General features: G+C 72.6%; 12 protein-coding genes. 5 read left to right on the top strand and 7 right to left on the bottom strand.

The annotated features are described in order from the left end of the window. Positions 1 to 3 precede the first annotated feature (3 nt). The gene (locus AB0I06_RS01320) at positions 4 to 1,425 is read right to left on the bottom strand and encodes a lipase maturation factor family protein (RefSeq protein WP_363116650.1); all 1,422 of its coding nucleotides are present in this window, start codon (positions 1,423 to 1,425) and stop codon (positions 4 to 6) included. 145 nt (positions 1,426 to 1,570) lie between these two features. Between AB0I06_RS01320 and AB0I06_RS01315 the strand changes: the two genes are divergently transcribed. From AB0I06_RS01315 to AB0I06_RS01305, 3 genes are all read left to right on the top strand, one after another. After that, positions 1,571 to 2,749, top strand: a complete 1,179-nt coding sequence (locus AB0I06_RS01315; RefSeq protein WP_363116649.1) for a DUF6777 domain-containing protein — start codon at positions 1,571 to 1,573, stop codon at positions 2,747 to 2,749. Positions 2,750 to 2,826: 77 nt separating this feature from the next. Further along, entirely contained in the window at positions 2,827 to 4,914 is a 2,088-nt protein-coding gene (locus AB0I06_RS01310) for a SpoIIE family protein phosphatase (protein ID WP_363116648.1), read from the top strand. A gap of 22 nt (positions 4,915 to 4,936) precedes the next feature. Beyond that, positions 4,937 to 5,800, top strand: a complete 864-nt coding sequence (locus tag AB0I06_RS01305) for a DNA-formamidopyrimidine glycosylase family protein (protein ID WP_363116647.1) — start codon at positions 4,937 to 4,939, stop codon at positions 5,798 to 5,800. A gap of 19 nt (positions 5,801 to 5,819) precedes the next feature. Here AB0I06_RS01305 and AB0I06_RS01300 read toward each other — a convergent pair whose 3' ends face one another. The 4 genes from AB0I06_RS01300 to AB0I06_RS01285 form a co-directional block, all read right to left on the bottom strand. Beyond that, complete coding sequence (locus AB0I06_RS01300) at positions 5,820 to 7,001, bottom strand: PP2C family protein-serine/threonine phosphatase (RefSeq protein ID WP_363116646.1); 1,182 nt, start codon at positions 6,999 to 7,001, stop codon at positions 5,820 to 5,822. A 91-nt stretch (positions 7,002 to 7,092) separates the two neighbouring features. Further along, complete coding sequence (locus tag AB0I06_RS01295) at positions 7,093 to 7,743, bottom strand: zf-HC2 domain-containing protein (RefSeq protein ID WP_363116645.1); 651 nt, start codon at positions 7,741 to 7,743, stop codon at positions 7,093 to 7,095. A 151-nt stretch (positions 7,744 to 7,894) separates the two neighbouring features. Next, entirely contained in the window at positions 7,895 to 8,407 is a 513-nt protein-coding gene (locus tag AB0I06_RS01290) for a hypothetical protein (RefSeq protein ID WP_363116644.1), read from the bottom strand. Positions 8,408 to 8,560: 153 nt separating this feature from the next. After that, positions 8,561 to 9,106 (bottom strand): sigma-70 family RNA polymerase sigma factor, encoded by a 546-nt coding sequence (locus AB0I06_RS01285; RefSeq protein ID WP_363116643.1) that lies wholly within the window; start codon positions 9,104 to 9,106, stop codon positions 8,561 to 8,563. A gap of 222 nt (positions 9,107 to 9,328) precedes the next feature. On the opposite strand from AB0I06_RS01285, the gene AB0I06_RS01280 reads away from it, so the two are divergent. Beyond that, on the top strand, positions 9,329 to 10,480 hold the full coding sequence (locus tag AB0I06_RS01280; RefSeq protein ID WP_363116642.1) for a CapA family protein: 1,152 nt from the start codon (positions 9,329 to 9,331) through the stop codon (positions 10,478 to 10,480). A 3-nt stretch (positions 10,481 to 10,483) separates the two neighbouring features. Here the strand turns inward: AB0I06_RS01280 and AB0I06_RS01275 are convergent, their stop codons facing one another. Together AB0I06_RS01275 and AB0I06_RS01270 are read right to left on the bottom strand one after the other, a co-directional pair. Next, a complete protein-coding gene (locus AB0I06_RS01275) occupies positions 10,484 to 11,914 on the bottom strand; it encodes an amino acid permease (RefSeq protein WP_363116641.1) in 1,431 nt (476 codons plus the stop codon). Between the two features lie 110 nt (positions 11,915 to 12,024). After that, positions 12,025 to 12,486 carry a universal stress protein gene (locus tag AB0I06_RS01270; RefSeq protein ID WP_363116640.1) on the bottom strand — a complete coding sequence of 154 codons (462 nt, stop codon included), beginning with the start codon at positions 12,484 to 12,486 and terminating at the stop codon, positions 12,025 to 12,027. An 87-nt stretch (positions 12,487 to 12,573) separates the two neighbouring features. Here AB0I06_RS01270 and lysX point away from each other — a divergent pair, with 87 nt between their 5' ends. Further along, the gene (gene lysX / locus AB0I06_RS01265; RefSeq protein WP_363116639.1) at positions 12,574 to 15,858 is read left to right on the top strand and encodes a bifunctional lysylphosphatidylglycerol synthetase/lysine--tRNA ligase LysX; all 3,285 of its coding nucleotides are present in this window, start codon (positions 12,574 to 12,576) and stop codon (positions 15,856 to 15,858) included. Positions 15,859 to 15,871 lie beyond the last annotated feature (13 nt).

Genomic DNA, 15,871 nt, shown 5'->3' with positions numbered 1-15,871 from the left:
CGTCTACGGCCTGTGAACCGGCTTCGCCAGCCGCGTCGGCGGCAGGAATTGCCTGACGTACGTCCGCTCCCAGCACGCGCCCGTCTCCCGCAGCTCACGCCACGTCGTGTAGCGGTAGCGGAACAGACGGGCGCGCACGTACGTCGGGGGTCGGTCCGGCGGGAACGGTGAGCGGCGCAGCAGCTTGAGGGTGGCGCGGTCGTTCTCCAGCAGCCGTTCCACCAGCGCCCCGAACCAGGGCTCGGCGTAGGCGGGGGAGAGGGCGGCGAACCACATCAGCCAGTCGAGGCGCAGATGGTAGGGCGCGAACTGGCGCGGCCAGCGCCGCGGATCGCCCGGCTTGCCCTTGAACTCGTACTCCCGCCAGCCCGACTCCGCGCGTGGCACCTCGTCGGCCGTGCCCTCCACCACCACCTCGTAGCGCACCCGGCTCACGCTGCCGAACGCCCCGTAGGTGTTGACCAGGTGGAGCGGGTCGAAGGAGCGGTTCATGACCTGGCGGCGGGAGAGCATGTTGCGGACCGGCCGGTGGCTGAGGCCGGCCAGCAGCGCCGACACCGCGAGCACCACGACGACGTACCAGAGGGGCGCGCCGGGCAGGTCCGGTGGATCGGCCGGGAAGCGCACCGCCGACAGTGCCAGCACGATCGTGATCCAGTTCAGCCAGGCGAAGTTGCCCGACAGCACCAGCCACAGCTGGGTGACGATCATCAACGACGCGGCGGCCGTCGCGACGGGCTGCGGGGTGAACAGCGCGAACGGCACCACGAGCTGGGTGACGTGGTTGGCGGCCACCTCGACGCGGTGCAGGGGCTTGGGCAGGTGATGGAAGAACCAGCTCAGCGGGCCCGGCATCGGCTGCGTCTCGTGATGGTGGTCCAGACAGGTGAGCCTCCGCCAGCACGCGTCGCCGCGCATCTTGATCAGCCCTGCCCCGAACTCCACCCGGAACAGGATCCAGCGCAGCAGGAACAGCACCACGACCGGCGGCGCCACCTCGTCGTTGCCGAGGAACACGGCGAGGAACCCGACCTCCAGCAGCAGCGACTCCCAGCCGAACGAGTACCAGGTCTGCCCGACGTTCACGATCGACAGGTACAGCACCCATGGCACCAGCCACAGCAGCATGGCGCCCCACAACGGCAGCAGCGAGTCCACTCCGGCCAGCAGCGCCGCCGACACGGCGCAGCCCGCCCACGCGCACAGCGCGAAGAAGCCGTCCGAGTAGTGCAGCTGGAACAGGCTCGGCGCCCGCTTGAACGGCACCCGCTCGACGAACCGCGGCACCGGCAGCATGCCGCGCCGCCCGATCAGGGCCCGGAACTGAAGGGCCGCCGTCAAGAAGGCCACGAGGTACACGGCGGCCAGCGCCCGCTGGAAGACCAGCCGGGTCAGCCAGTAGCCGGACGTGGTGAACCAGTCCACGGCCGTGCGGTCCTCCTTCCGGTGCGGCGCCCGGCCCGGTCGTCACGCAGCGTGTACCGGCGCTTCCGGTTGCGTGACCCGAGTGAGCGAAGCAAACAATAGTGACGCAGGGGCCGAAAAGGGCCGAGGTGAGCGGGAGGACGAGGTGCGGACACCCACCGGGACCCTCGTTCCGACCTGCGCCCTCGTGACGGTGCTCCTCCTCTCCGGCTGCGGCGGCAACGACATCACCGGGCGCGGCGACATCACCGGGCGCGGCGACGCCACCGCCCGCGGCGGCGCGGGCGCCCGGGAGGAACTCCTCCTCCAGCCGGCCGCCGCTCCGGGGCCCGACCCCTTCACGGACTCCACGGCCCTCACGGCGGCTACCCCGTCCACCGCCCCGCGAACGCCGAGCGGCACCGATCGGGCCCTCGCCGCCCGGAGCGGGCCGCGTTCCCTGTCCGGCGCGACACCCGGCCTGTACGGCGGCACCGAGCGCACCGGCAGCTGTGACATCGGCCGGCAGATCGGCCACCTCACCCGCGACCGGGTGGGGCGCCGTGCCTTCGCCCGGGTCGTGGGCGTCTCCCCGGCGGCCGTCCCCGACTACATCCGTGCGCTGACCCCGGTCGTGCTGCGCGCCGACACCCGCGTCACCGGCCACGGGCTGCGGGCCGGACGCGTCACCCGTCACCAGTCCGTCCTCCAGGCCGGTACCGCCGTCCTGGTCGACGACCGGGGCGTGCCGCGCGTGCGCTGCGCCTGCGGCAACCCGCTGCGCCCTCCGACGGCGCCGCGCGGCACGCCGGTCACCCGGGGCACCCCCTGGCCCGGCTACCGGCCAGGTGACGTGATGGTCGTGACGCCCGCCCCTCGGGCCGTCACCGGTTTCACGATCGTCGACATCGTCGCCCGGGCCTGGATCGAGCGTCGTACCGGCCACGACGTACGCCACGACCGGGCCCTGCCGTCACCGGCCCGGGCGACGGGCACCCCGGAGCCGCCCCCACCGCCCACCCCGACCCGGCCCCAGGTCTCGCCCGAAAGGGATCCGTTCGCGGAACCGGCCCCCGACCCGGGTGGCTCCGCCCCTCGTGACATCCCCGCCGCCCCCAGCCGCCCGGCAGCGGACACGAACACGCAGGCGGCCCTGCCCCCGCCCGAGGAGACCGTCCCGCTTCCCGACGAGCCGGCCGCCCCGGAGGACCCTGACGACCCCGAGGAGGTGGGCCCCGCGGCCGTCCCGGACGACCCCGATCCGCCCGACGGAGCCGGGCTGATCCCCGACGACCGGGCCGCCGAACGCATCCCCGGCGGCCCCACAGGCGTCTTCGGTGACTGAGGGCCGCTCCGGCGGGGCGGCCCGTACACTCGGCACATCCGGTCGAAGAATCGGACGAATCCTGGCAAGGTGGGCCCATGGCTGATCGGGGAGCGAACGCCCTTTCCCTCCCGGACGACTGGCCCGCCCACCCGGACCCGATCCTCGCGCTCAACCGGATGGGCAGCTTCGACTGGGATCTGGACACCGGCCTGATGCAGATGGACGCCCAGGCCCACGACATCTTCGACGTGCGCCCCGACGAGTACGACGACCATCCCGAGACCCTCGCCAAGCGCGTGCCGCCCGACGAGTCCCGGCGCCTGGACACCGCGGTCTCCCAGGCGCTGAAGAACGGCAGCGAGAACTACGGCGCCTACTTCCGCGTCCGCCGCCGCGACGGCACCCTGCGCTGGACCCACACCCAGGGCTACATCCGGCGCGACGACACCGGACGCCCGCGCCGCATCATCGGCATCGTCCGGGACGCCACCCAGGAGCTCGGCGAGAGCGACGCCCGCCGCGACCAGGCCGCCAAGGACGAGGCCCGCCGGGAGCAGACCAGCGTCGTCGAACTCACCACGGCCGCCCTCGCCCACGCCCGCACCGTCCAGGACGTCATCGACGTCCTCAAGGACACCCACGGCCTCGTTCACCTCGGCGCCACCAGCCTCGTCATGGGCCTGGTCGAGGCCGGCCGCATCCGCCTGGTCGCCGAGGGCCCCACGGACAGCTTCGTGCCCGGCACCCGCGTCACGGGGATCGACGAGCCCTACCCGATGAGCGAGGCCGTGCGCACGCTCGGCCCGTGCTTCATCGAGTCGCCGCAGGAGTTCGCCGAGCGCTACCCGGTCCTGTGGCCCCACATCACCGGCCTCGACATCACCTCGGCCGCCTATCTGCCGCTCATCGTCCAGGCCCGGCCGATCGGCGCGATGGGCCTGCTCTACAGCGACCGGTACGGCTTCACCCCCGAGGAGCGCAACATCCTCGTCGCCCTCGGCAGCAGCATCGCCCAGAGCCTGCAACGGGCCATGTTCTTCGAACAGGAGATGGACCTCGCGCAGGGACTCCAGCAGGCCATGCTGCCCCGGACCATCCCGAGCGTGCCGGGCGCCGACGTCGCCGTCCGCTACCGCGCCGCCACCATCGGCGGCCCCGTCGGCCGGGACATCGGCGGCGACTGGTACGACCTGATCCCCCTGCCCGGCGGCCGGGTCGGCGCCGTCATCGGCGACGTCCAGGGCCACGACACCCACGCGGCCGCCGTCATGGGCCAGTTGCGCATCGTGCTGCGCGCCTACGCCGCCGAGGGCCATCCCCCGGCCACCGTCATGGCCCGGGCCTCCGTCTTCCTGCACGAACTCGATACCGACCGCTCGGCGACCTGCCTCTACGCCGAGGCCGACCTGTCCACGGGCGTGCTCCAGATGGTCCGGGCCGGCCACATCGACCCGCTGGTGCGCCACACCGACGGCTCCTGCCGCCGCGTCACCGTCCCGGGCGGGCTGCCGCTCGGGCTGTCCGCCGAGTTCGGCCGTCTCGAATACCCGGTCGGCGCCATAGAGCTCGACCCGGGCGACACCCTGCTGCTGTGCACCGACGGCCTGGTGGAGCAGCCCGGCGCCGATCTCGACGACGGCATGCGCACCCTGGGCGCGCTCGTCGAAACCGGCCCCGACGACGTACGGGAGCTCGCCGACCGGCTGATCGACGTGGCCGCCGAACGCTGCGGCGACGACGACGTGGCCCTGCTCCTGCTGCGCCGCCGCGGCCCCGACCACCCGCAGTCCGGCCGCCGGCTCCAGCAGCACGTCGCCCCCGGCGACCCGGCGGCCCTGACCGAGGCCCGGCGGATGATCCGCACCGCGGTCGCCGCCTGGGGAGCGGGCGATCGCGCCGACGAGATCGAACTGGTCGCCGACGAGCTGATCACCAATGCCCTGATGCACACCGAGGGCTCCGCGGTCGTGACGCTGCGGGCCTTCACCGGCTCCCGGCGCCGCCTGCGCGTCGAAGTGGAGGACTCCTCCAGCGCCCTGCCGCGCCGCCGCGAGGCGGGCGAGTCGGGCGTCTCCGGGCGGGGCCTGCTCCTGGTCGAGCTGCTCACCGACGTGTGGGGCGTGGAGGCCCGGGGCGGCGGCAAGGCGGTGTGGTGCGAGTTCGTCGTGCCCGGCCAGGACTGACCCCGCGTGGCACTCTGGAACCATGCCGGAACTCCCCGAGGTCGAGGCGCTCAAGGACTTCCTGACCGAGCACCTCGTCGGCCACGAGATCGTACGGGTGCTGCCCGTCGCGATCAGCGTCCTCAAGACGTACGAACCGCCCCTGTCCGCGCTGGAGGGCCACGAGGTCACCGCCGTGCGCCGGTACGGCAAGTTCCTCGACCTGGCCACCGCCGACGGACCGCACCTGGTGACGCATCTGGCCCGCGCGGGCTGGCTGCACTGGAAGGACCGTCTGCCCGACGGGCCCCCGCGCCCCGGCAAGGGACCCCTCGCACTGCGCGTGGCCCTGGAGACCGGCGCCGGTTTCGACCTGACCGAGGCCGGCACCCAGAAGCGGCTCGCGGTGTACGTGGTGGGCGACCCGGGGGAGGTCCCCGGCGTGGCCCGGCTCGGTCCCGATCCGCTGGCCGACGACTTCGACGAGCGGCGCCTGGCCCGGCTGCTGGCCGGTGAACGGCGGCAGCTCAAGGGCGCCCTGCGGGACCAGAGTCTGATCGCGGGCGTGGGCAACGCCTACAGCGACGAGATCCTGCACGCGGCGAGGATGTCGCCGTTCAAGCTGGCGGCGTCCCTGAGCGAGGACGAGACCGGGCGGCTGTACGCGGCCCTGCGCGACACACTCACCGAGGCGGTCGAACGCTCCCGGGGCGTGGCGGCCGGGCGGCTGAAGGCCGAGAAGAAGAGCGGACTGCGGGTCCACGGCCGCACCGGTGAGCCGTGCCCGGTGTGCGGCGACACCGTCCGGGAGGTGTCCTTCAGCGACTCCTCGCTCCAGTACTGCCCGACCTGCCAGACGGGCGGCAAGCCGCTCGCGGACCGCAGGATGTCCCGCCTGCTGAAGTGACCCGCGGACCGCGCCCGGGTCACCGGGACGGCGGCGCCCACTCGAACATCAGGATGGTCGCGTCGTCGCGCAGCCGGCTGGTCGAGGAGTCGAGGATGGAGTGGATGAGACGCCGCAGTGTCTCGGACGCCAGCTCACCGGCGGCCGTCGCCCGGATGATGTAGTCGGCGAACTGTTCGAGGCCGAATTCCCCGCCGTCCGCCGACCGCGCCTCGGTGACCCCGTCGGTGTACATCAGCACCCGGTCGCCGGGCTTCAACGCGATCTCGTGCACGGACCGCTTCCGTCCCGCGAGCAGCGAGGGCAGGCCCATCGGCGGTTCGGGCTCACGCAGCATGGCGTCCCCGAGCAGGCGCCGGTCGCGGATCACCAGCGGTGCGGGATGACCGCAGTTGGCCCACCGCAGCACTCCCGAGGCCAGGTCCAGCTGGGCCAGGACACCCGTGCAGAACTGGTCGGGAAGCCACTGCGCCAGCGCCTCGTCGACGCACTGCACCAGTTCCGGCAGGTCCGCGCCGGTCCGCCGGGCGTTGCGGCACGCCGCCAGCGACACGGCGGTGGTGAGCCCGGCGGCCAGGTCGTGGCCCATGGCGTCGAGGACCGTGGCATGCAGGGCCGTCTCGGTCAGGGAGTGGTCGAAGGCGTCCCCGCCGATCTCGTAGGCGGGCTCCAGCACGGCCGTGGAGACGACATGGGCGGTGCCGATCGTGCGGGGCGGCAGGAAGGCCCGCAGCATCTCGGCGGGCAGCCGCATCCGGTGCGTGCGGGTCCGCCGGACGAAGGAGTCCTCGTACGCCCGGCTCGTCGTGATCATCATGGCGATCAGCGTGGCGAGGGCCCGGCTGCTGCGCAGGACGGCCGGCGTCAGCGCGGGAACATGCACGGCGAGGACGCCGAGCCGTTCCGCCCCGTCCACCAGGGGCAGCCAGGCGGTCATGCCGCCCGACTCCGAGTCCGTCACGCGCAGCGACTGGGTGCGGTAGGTCCAGCCCGCGAGCGAGTCGTCGACGAGCAGGGACGCGGTGACGTCGGTGAGGGGCACGAGCCGGCGCTGCTGGATGTCGGCCAGGTAGACCACGGAGCGCGGGATCCCCAGGGCCTTGGTGCAGCGGGCGGCCGCGGTGGCCAGGTCGAGCGCCGCGGTCCGCGGGTCGGCGAGGAACTCCTCCAGACGACTGTCGCCGGTCTCCGCCGTCGCCACTTCGTCTCCCCTCGCGCGCTGTCCGGGTGCGTCACCCGGCAGTCTCACACCGGGGCGCGCCGGGCGCCCGGCGGCGGGGGCGGACGGATGGTCAGCTCGGCCGGAGTCTCCACAGGACCTCACCGGCCGCCGAGCGGATCTCGTAGCGGGCGATGTCCCCGGGATGCATGGAGGAGCTGGCCATCATCGTGTCGGGGCCGTCGTGGCCGGGTCCGTGCCAGCTGGTGGCGGTCTCCTCGGTGCCGTCGTGGCCGATGATCACCAGGTGGCAGGCGCGCGGCCCCGAGCCGTCCTTCACCTTCAGCTCGACCTGGCTGCCGGAGGCCTCGTCCGCCGTGGTGACCTGCGCCCACACCCCCGTCCGCGTGTCGGTCGCCGCGACCGTGCGGGGCTGCGGGGAGTCGCCCTCGGCCATCATCGCGATGCCGGGCACCGACGCCGCGAAGACCACCGAGGCGGCGAGGGTGAACAGCAGGCGCCTGCGTCCGGTCCGGCGCCGGGTCGCGACCTCGGCCAGCAGCCCGTCCAGCATGCGCGGCCCGGGCTGCGCCATCGGGTGCACGAACCTCGGCGTAGAGCGCCGGTACAGCATCAACTGCCGTGTGGTCGCGCCGAATTCCGTCACCTCTGCAGCGCACCGAGGGCACTCCATGAGGTGGTCCTCGAAGCGGAAGGCCTCCGCCTCGTCCAGCACGCCGAGCGCGTAGGCCGCGACGTCGCGATGCCTCTCCAGGGACCTCATGCCGAATCCTCGTGCCGTTGGGTGCGGGTGGGGTTACTCCTTGCTCCCACCGGTACGGACCAGGCAGCGGAATCACTCAAGCCGGTGACACAATCGCAACCAAAGGATTCGGAGCCCTCCGGCCCGCGGATTGGTCCCGGGCCGCGGAAATCTAAAAAAGATGGATCGCGAGGTGTCCCAGCGGCAGTCCGAGCTGCCAGGCGGGCGTCCAGACCTTCGGTCCCTCGTCCTCCCCGACCACCGGCGCGCCCCCCGGCACCGCGTTGAGATCGGGCGCGAGCAGCTCCGTCTCCCGCAGCCAGCGCCAGGCCTCCCGCGCGAGGTCCAGGTCCGGGGCGGGCCGGCCCGAGCGCGCGGCGCCCACGGCGAGCTGCGCCAGCCGCTCACGCACCCACTCCTGCCACGGCTGGTCGTACGCGGTCAGCGACAGCCAGGTCTCCAGCTGGGTGACCACCCGGATGCCGGACAGCTCCCCGTCGGTGTCGGACAGGAAGATGGTGAGCGCCAGGGCATCCCGCCCGGCGCGGAACTCGAAGGACGTCGGCGGCATCAGATCGCCGGTCCGCAGCAGCTCGTCGGCGATGTACTCGGCGTACAACCACGCCATGGGGACGGTCAGTTCACCGTCGGCACCGTCCGTGCTCCCCTGCTCTTCGTCCAGCATCCCTTCCTGCCTTCCTCCGGTACGTGCGCGTCGCCCGACACCGGGCCCCCGGGGACACTGACGGCCCCCTCCGGAACACGGATGAGGACAGCCGATTACTCAACCGGGGTCCCCGGCAAGGCGCTTTACGGAGGCTTGACCCACCCATTGGTTTCACCGCAGGTCGGCGGCGTATCCCGGGAGCACCCTGCGCAGGGCACGCAGCGCGTAGTACGCGCGGGACTTCACGGTACCGGGCGGGATCCCGAGGGCCGACGCGGCTTCCGCCACACTCGCCCCCTGGAAATACACCAGCACCAGGACTTCACGGTGCTCGGGAGTGAGTGTCTTCACAGCCCGGCGGACGTCGAGCATCGCCGCGGCCCGCTCGGCGTGGTCGGAGCTGACACGCGCGTTCTCCAGCACCGCGTCGCCGACCTCGGCCGGACGCGCCTGACGGGCCCGCCGGGCGTCGATCGCGAGCCGCCGCGCGACGGTCATCAGCCAGGGCCGCACCGAGTCGAAGTCGTCGGCGCGCAGGGCCTCGGGGTGCTGCCAGGCGCGCACCAGCGTCTCCTGCGCCAGGTCCTCGGCGCGCTGCCGGTCACCGTCGCAGAGCCGGAGCAGCAGCGCGAAGAGAGGCCGGCCGTGCTCGCGCTGCAATGCGGCGAGCTCGTGCTCGGCGGTCGTCCCGTTCATGAGTGTGGATCCGGCCGTCATGGCCGTATGCCACCGCAGGGGGCGGCCGGGGCACAGGGCACGTACCCGGCTGTGCGGCGGACGGTCGATCGCGTCGACGAACGGTTCGACGAACGGTCGGCACGCCCGGCCATGCGGGTGCCGGAGGGGCCGATGAGCGTGTCGGAGCCGTGTGAGGCGGCGCGGGCCTTCTTTCCTGTTTGTGTGTAAATACGACCACAACGCCCACAGTGGGGTGAATGCATGCTCGCACGCAGTCGACAGATCGCCCTGGCCCTGACCGTCGTCCTCGCCGCAGGCGCCGCCTGCCAGGCCCGCGGCCACGACACACCCGGCCCCGGACGCCCGGCACCGGACGCCGGGCCTCGCGGGTTCACGCTGGTCGCCTCCGGTGACGTCCTCCCGCACGACACGATCATCGACCGGGCCCGCTTCGACGCCGGTGGCGCCGGCTACGACTTCCGGCCGATGCTCGCCGGGATCCGCCCCGTCGTCTCCCGCGCCGACCTCGCCCTGTGCCACATGGAGACCGTCTACGGCGCGGACGGCGTCTACACCGGCTACCCCACCTTCAAGTCCCCGCCCGAGGTGGCCCGGGCCCTCGCCGTCACCGGCTACGACGGCTGCTCCACCGCCTCCAACCACACCCTGGACGACGGTGCCGACGGCATCCGCCGCACCCTCGACGCCCTCGACCGCGCGGGTGTCCGGCACGCCGGCTCGGCACGCACCGAGGAGGAGGCGGCCACCGCGACCGTCCTGCGGGCCGGCCCCGCCAGGATCGCCCACCTCGCCTACACCTACGACACCAACGGCCTCCCGCTCCCGGACGGGCAGCCCTGGGCCGTCGACCTCATCGACGAGGCGACGATCGTGGCCGACGCCAGGGCCGCGCGCCGGGCGGGCGCCGACGTGGTCCTGGTCTCCCTGCACTGGGGCACCGAGTGGCAGGACGCCCCCGACGACCGGCAGCTGACCCTGGCCCGGAACCTCACCGCCGCGCGCACCGGCGACCGCCCCGACATCGACCTGATCCTCGGCACCCACGCCCACGTCCCGCAGGCCTACGAGAAGGTCAACGGCACCTGGGTAATCTACGGCATGGGCGACCAGATCGCCGGCGAGATGACCAACCACGAGGGCGCCAAGGACCCCCGCGGCAACCAGTCCACCCTCGGCCGTTTCACCTTCGCCCCGCCGGCGCGGCCCGGCGGGCGCTGGGAGGTCACGAAGGCGGAGTTCGTACCGCAGCTCTTCGACGTCGACGCGGGCCGGGTGGTGAACCTCAACCGGGCGATCGCCGAGGGCGCCGACCTCCGGGCCGTCCGCGACCGCATCCGCGACGTCGTGCTCAGCCGGGGCGCGGCCGAGGACGGCCTGGTGATGGGGGAGTAGCGCCTACGTCCGCTCCGGCGTCCCGCGCCGCGCCAACTCCGAACGGCGGTACGAATAGGCGAAGTAGACCACCAGCCCCAGGACGAACCAGACGGCGAACCGCACCCAGGTCTGCCACTGCAGGAACGTGATCAGCCAGATCGAGAACACGACGCCCACCGCGGGCACCACCGGCATCCACGGCGTTCGGAACGTGCGCGGCAGCTCCGGCCGGCGGTACCGCAGCACGACCACCGCCGTGCACACCACGACGAAGGCCAGCAGGATGCCGATGTTGGTCAGCTCGGCCGCCTCGCCGATCGGCAGGAACCCGGCGATGGCGGCCGACGCCACCCCGACGATCCAGGTGACCCGCGTCGGGACGTGCCGCGTCGGGTGGGTCTTCGCGAACCACTTGGGCAGCAGTCCGTCCCGGGACATCGAGAACCACACCCGGGTCACGCCCAGCATGAACGTGAACATCACCGTGAGGATGCCGATGATCGCACCCACCGCGATGACGTCCGCGAGACCGCTCAGCCCCACCGACTTGAACGCCGTCGAGAAGCCGCTCTCCTTGTCGATGTCCTTGTAGTTCTGCATGCCCGTCAGCACCAGGCAGGCCGCCACGTACAGCACCATCGAGATGACGAGCGAGTAGATGATCGCCTTCGGCATGTGCCGCTGCGCGTCCTTGGACTCCTCGGCCGCCGTCGACATGGCGTCGTAGCCGAACACCGCGAAGAACACCGTCGCCGCGCCCGTGAACGCCCCGCCCACGCCGTAGGGGAAGAAGGGGTTGTAGTTCGCCGTGTCGATGTGGAACACGCCCACGCCGATCACCAGCAGCACCACCAGGACCTTCAGGACCACCACGACCGTCTCGAACCGGGCCGCGTTCTTGATGCCGAGGTTCAGCAGGTAGGCGGTGAGCAGACACAGCAGCGCGGCGAACAGGTCGACCCGGTGGCCGTCCCCGGTGCCCGGGGCGCCCAGCATCCAGGCCGGCAGATCGGCGCCCATCTCGCCGACCAGGAAGCTGAAGTAGCCGGAGATGCCGATCGCGACCACCGCCACGATCGCCGTGTACTCCAGCAGCAGGTCCCAGCCGATGAACCAGCCCGCGAGCTCGCCGAGCACCGCGTAGCCGTAGGTGTAGGCCGAGCCGGCCTTCGGGATGAGCCCGGCGAACTCGGCGTAGGACAGGGCCGCGGCGGCGCTCGCGACGCCCGCGATGAGGAAGGACAGGAGCACGGCGGGGCCCGCCGTGCCGTTGGCGACGGTTCCGGCGAGCGTGAAGATGCCCGCGCCGATGATGCCGCCGACGCCGATCGCGGTCAGCTGCCACAGCCCCAGCGACCGTTCAAGACCGCCGCCCTCGCCGGCTTCCGTCTCGTCGATCTGCTCGATGGGTTTGCGGCGGAGAATCCCCTCACCCATCCGGATCCCGGCCATGCGCCTCACCTCTTCACGAGTGGCAAACGGCTGACGGCGGATCATGATGGCTCACGCGACCGCCCGACGGAAGACACCACGCATGGATCGGATGAAACGCCCGTTCCGGTCTACGGCACCACCGTCACCGGCCACCGGCCGGCCTTCACCAGACGGACCGCCACCGAGCCGACGATGCGGTGGCCCGCCTGCTCCGAGGCGCCCACGACCACCGCGTCCGCCCTGAGTTCGTCGGCCGCCGTCACCAGGCCGTTGTACGGGTCACCACGGAACGTGTGGAACTCCCAGCGGACCTCGAACATCCCCTTCAGCCGCTCGGCGGAGTCCCGGATCTGCGCCACCAGGTCCTCGGCGATCTCGTCGGTCGTCTCCGCCACCGGCACCCCCAACGCCGCACCCGCCGCCAGCACCGGCTGCACGTAGACCACGGCCAGCAGCGCGCCCTGCCGCCGGGCCAGACCCGCGGCGTAGGCCGCGGCCCGCCACGAGGAGTCGGAGCCGTCCACCCCGACCACGATCACCTTCGGCCCGTCCGTGCCCCGCTCGAACCGGGAGGAGTGCTGTTCCGTCACGCCGCGAGGCTATCGGAACCCCGTGGCCGGACCGCCGGGCGGGCGCTCGACGGGCGAGGAGGCCCGGCGGTTCCTACAGTCGAAAGCATGAGCGTCATCGCGGACACCGGGACGGCCGAGGACACCGCAGGTCCGATACGGCCGCCCCATCGGGCGCACGGCGTGCTGAGCCGCGTGCCCGAGGGCTTCGCGATCTTCTTCGGGGCACTGGGCCTGCTCTGCGCCCTGCTGGCCCTGATCCCCCCGCTGCGCACCGGCCTGCGCCCGCTCGTGCGCTTCCTGGACCTGCTGCTCGTCCCGGTCAGCGCCAACCTCGCCTACGCCGTCTTCCTGTTCCTGCTCGCCGCCGCGACCGGCGCCCGCAAGAAGATCGCCTGGTGGCTGGTCGTCGTCTACCTCGGCCTGCTGGTCCTCACCGACATCCTCGGCATGGCCGTCGGCGAGTTCGCCGAGTCCGTCCCCTCCTTCGTGGTGTGCGGCCTCGCCCTGATCCTGCTGATCTACGCCCGCAAGGAGTTCTACGCCGCCTCCCGCCGCGCCGCCGTACGCCGTGCCCTCGCCGTTCTGGTGGCCGGCCTGGTCGTGGCGATCCTGATCGGCTGGGCCCTGGTCGAGGCCTTCCCGGGCAGCCTGCCCAGCGCCCAACGCCTGGCCTGGGCCGCGAACCGGGTCTGCGGCGGCCTGGTCCCCGCCGGGAGCTTCGACGGCCGCCCGCCGCACGCCCTGTTCTTCCTGCTCGGCCTGTTCGGCGCCCTCGCCCTGCTGAACGCCGCCGCCACCCTCTTCCGCTCCCAGCGCCTCGAAGCCGCCCTGCACGACGACGAGGAAGCCCGCATCCGCGCCCTCCTCGGCCGCTACGGCGACCAGGACTCCCTCGGCTACTTCGCCACCCGCCGCGACAAGGCCGCCGTCTTCTCCCCCAGCGGCAAGGCGGCCGTCACCTACCGCGTCGAGGCCGGGGTGTGCCTGGCCAGCGGCGACCCGGTCGGCGACCGGGAGGCCTGGCCGCACGCGATCGCCGCCTGGCAGGACGTGGCCCGCCGCCACGCCTGGGTCCCGGCCGTGATGGGCGCCTCCGAAGAGGGCGCCCGGGCCTTCGTCCGCTCCGGACTCGGCGCGCTCCAGCTCGGCGACGAGGCGATCCTGCACGTCCTGGACTTCGACCTCGACGGCCGCGACATGCGCGTCACCCGCCAGGCCGTCAACCGCGTACGCCGCCTCGGCGTCACCTGCCGGGTCCGCCGCCACTCCACCCTCTCCGAGGAGGAGATGCGGCAGCTCGTCGAGCGGGCCGACGCCTGGCGCGACACCGAGACCGAGCGCGGCTTCTCCATGGCCCTGGACCGCCTCGGCGACCCCGCGGACGGCGACTGCCTGCTCGCCGAGGCCCTCGACCCGGACGGCCGGCTCCTCGCCCTCCAGTCCTTCGTGCCCTGGGGCAGGGACGGCGTCTCCCTGGACCTGATGCGCCGTGACCGCACTGCCCCCAACGGCGTCATGGAGTTCATGGTCGCCGAACTGTGCACCGTCGCACCCAAGCTGGGCGTACGCAAGGTCTCGCTGAACTTCGCCGTGTTCCGCTCCGTGTTCGAGGAAGGCGCCCGCATCGGGGCGGGACCGGTGCTGCGCCTGTGGCGCCGGCTGCTGCTGTTCTTCTCCAAGTGGTGGCAACTGGAGGCCCTGTACCGCTCCAACGCCAAGTACCACCCCGAGTGGTACCCCCGCTTCCTCTGCTACGCGGAGGCCGCCTCCCTCGCCCGGGTCGGCCTCGCCTCCGGTATCGCCGAGGGTTTCGTCTCCGTACCGTCCCTGCGCAAACTCTGGGGAAAAGGGCACCCGAAGAGCGGGCAGCGGCCCGCCACCACGGCGGGCCTGCCGTCGTTGGCGGCGCTCGGCCTCGCCGGAGGGGACGGGACCGAGCCCGCCGACCCCCTCTCCGGCCTGTCCGACCAGGTCCGCGTCCGGCACCACAAGCTCGACCGGCTGCGCGCCGACGGCACCGACCCCTACCCGGTGGGCATCCCGGCCCGCACCCACACCCTCGCCGAGGTCCGGCAGGGCGAGCAGGTCACCGTCGCCGGCCGGATCATGCTGGTCCGCGACTTCGGCGGCATCGTCTTCGCCGTCCTGCGCGACTGGTCCGGCGACCACCAGCTCGCCCTCACCCGCGACCGCTCCGGCCCCGCCCTGGAGCGCTTCCGCGCCGACACCGACATCGGCGACCACATCACCGCCACCGGCCGTGCGGGCGTCAGCGACAAGGGCGAGCCGACCGTCTTCGTCACCTCCTGGCAGCTCACCGGCAAGTGCCTGCGCCCCCTGCCCGACAAACGCCGTGGCCTGGCCGACCCCGAGGCCAAGGTCCGCCGCCGCTACCTCGACCTGGTGGCGAGCCCCGACGCCCGCGAGGTGATCCGCGCCCGTTCCACCGCCGTCCAGGCGCTGCGCCAGGGCCTGCTGGAGCGCGGCTACCTCGAGGTCGAAACGCCGATGCTCCAGCAGATCCACGGCGGCGCCAACGCCCGCCCCTTCACCACCCACATCAACGCCTACGACCTCGACCTCTATCTGCGCATCGCCCCCGAGCTGTATCTGAAGCGGCTGTGCGTCGGCGGCATGGAGAAGGTCTTCGAACTCGGCCGGACCTTCCGCAACGAGGGCGTCTCCTACAAGCACAACCCCGAGTTCACGATGCTGGAGGCCTACCAGGCCTTCGCCGACTACGACGTGATGCTCGACCTCGTCCGCGAACTCGTCCAGGGCGCCGCCACCGCCGCCTTCGGCCGGCCCGTCGCCCACAAGGACGGCACGCAGTACGACATCTCCGGCCGGTGGCCCGTCAAGACCGTCTACGGCGCCATCAGCGAGGCCCTCGGCGAGGAGATCCACCCCGGCACCGAACTGCCCGCGCTGCTCCGGCTGTGCGACCGGGCCGGCGTGCCCTACACCGCAGACGACGCGCACGGCGACGTGGTCCTGGAGATGTACGAGCGGCTCGTCGAGGAGAAGACGCAGCTGCCCACCTTCTACAAGGACTTCCCGACCGACGTCTCCCCGCTCACCCGCCAGCACCGCACGGACCCGCGCCTGGCCGAACGCTGGGACCTCGTCGCCTTCGGCACCGAGCTCGGCACGGCCTACTCGGAACTGACCGACCCCGTCGAGCAGCGCCGCCGCCTCACCGCGCAGTCCCTGCTCGCCGCCGGGGGAGACCCCGAGGCGATGGAACTCGACGAGGACTTCCTCGACGCCCTCGAATACGCCATGCCCCCCACCGGCGGCCTCGGCATCGGCGTGGACCGGCTGGTCATGTTCCTCACCGGCCTGACGATCCGCGAGACCCTGCCCTTCCCCCTGGTGCGCCGCCGCTGACCCAGCTGCGTAC

This window comes from Streptomyces sp. NPDC050674 (genome assembly GCF_040654575.1).
Taxonomy (GTDB): domain Bacteria; phylum Actinomycetota; class Actinomycetes; order Streptomycetales; family Streptomycetaceae; genus Streptomyces.
Note: the sequence above shows the minus strand (reverse complement) of the source record. Positions and strands in the feature narration are given on the sequence as shown.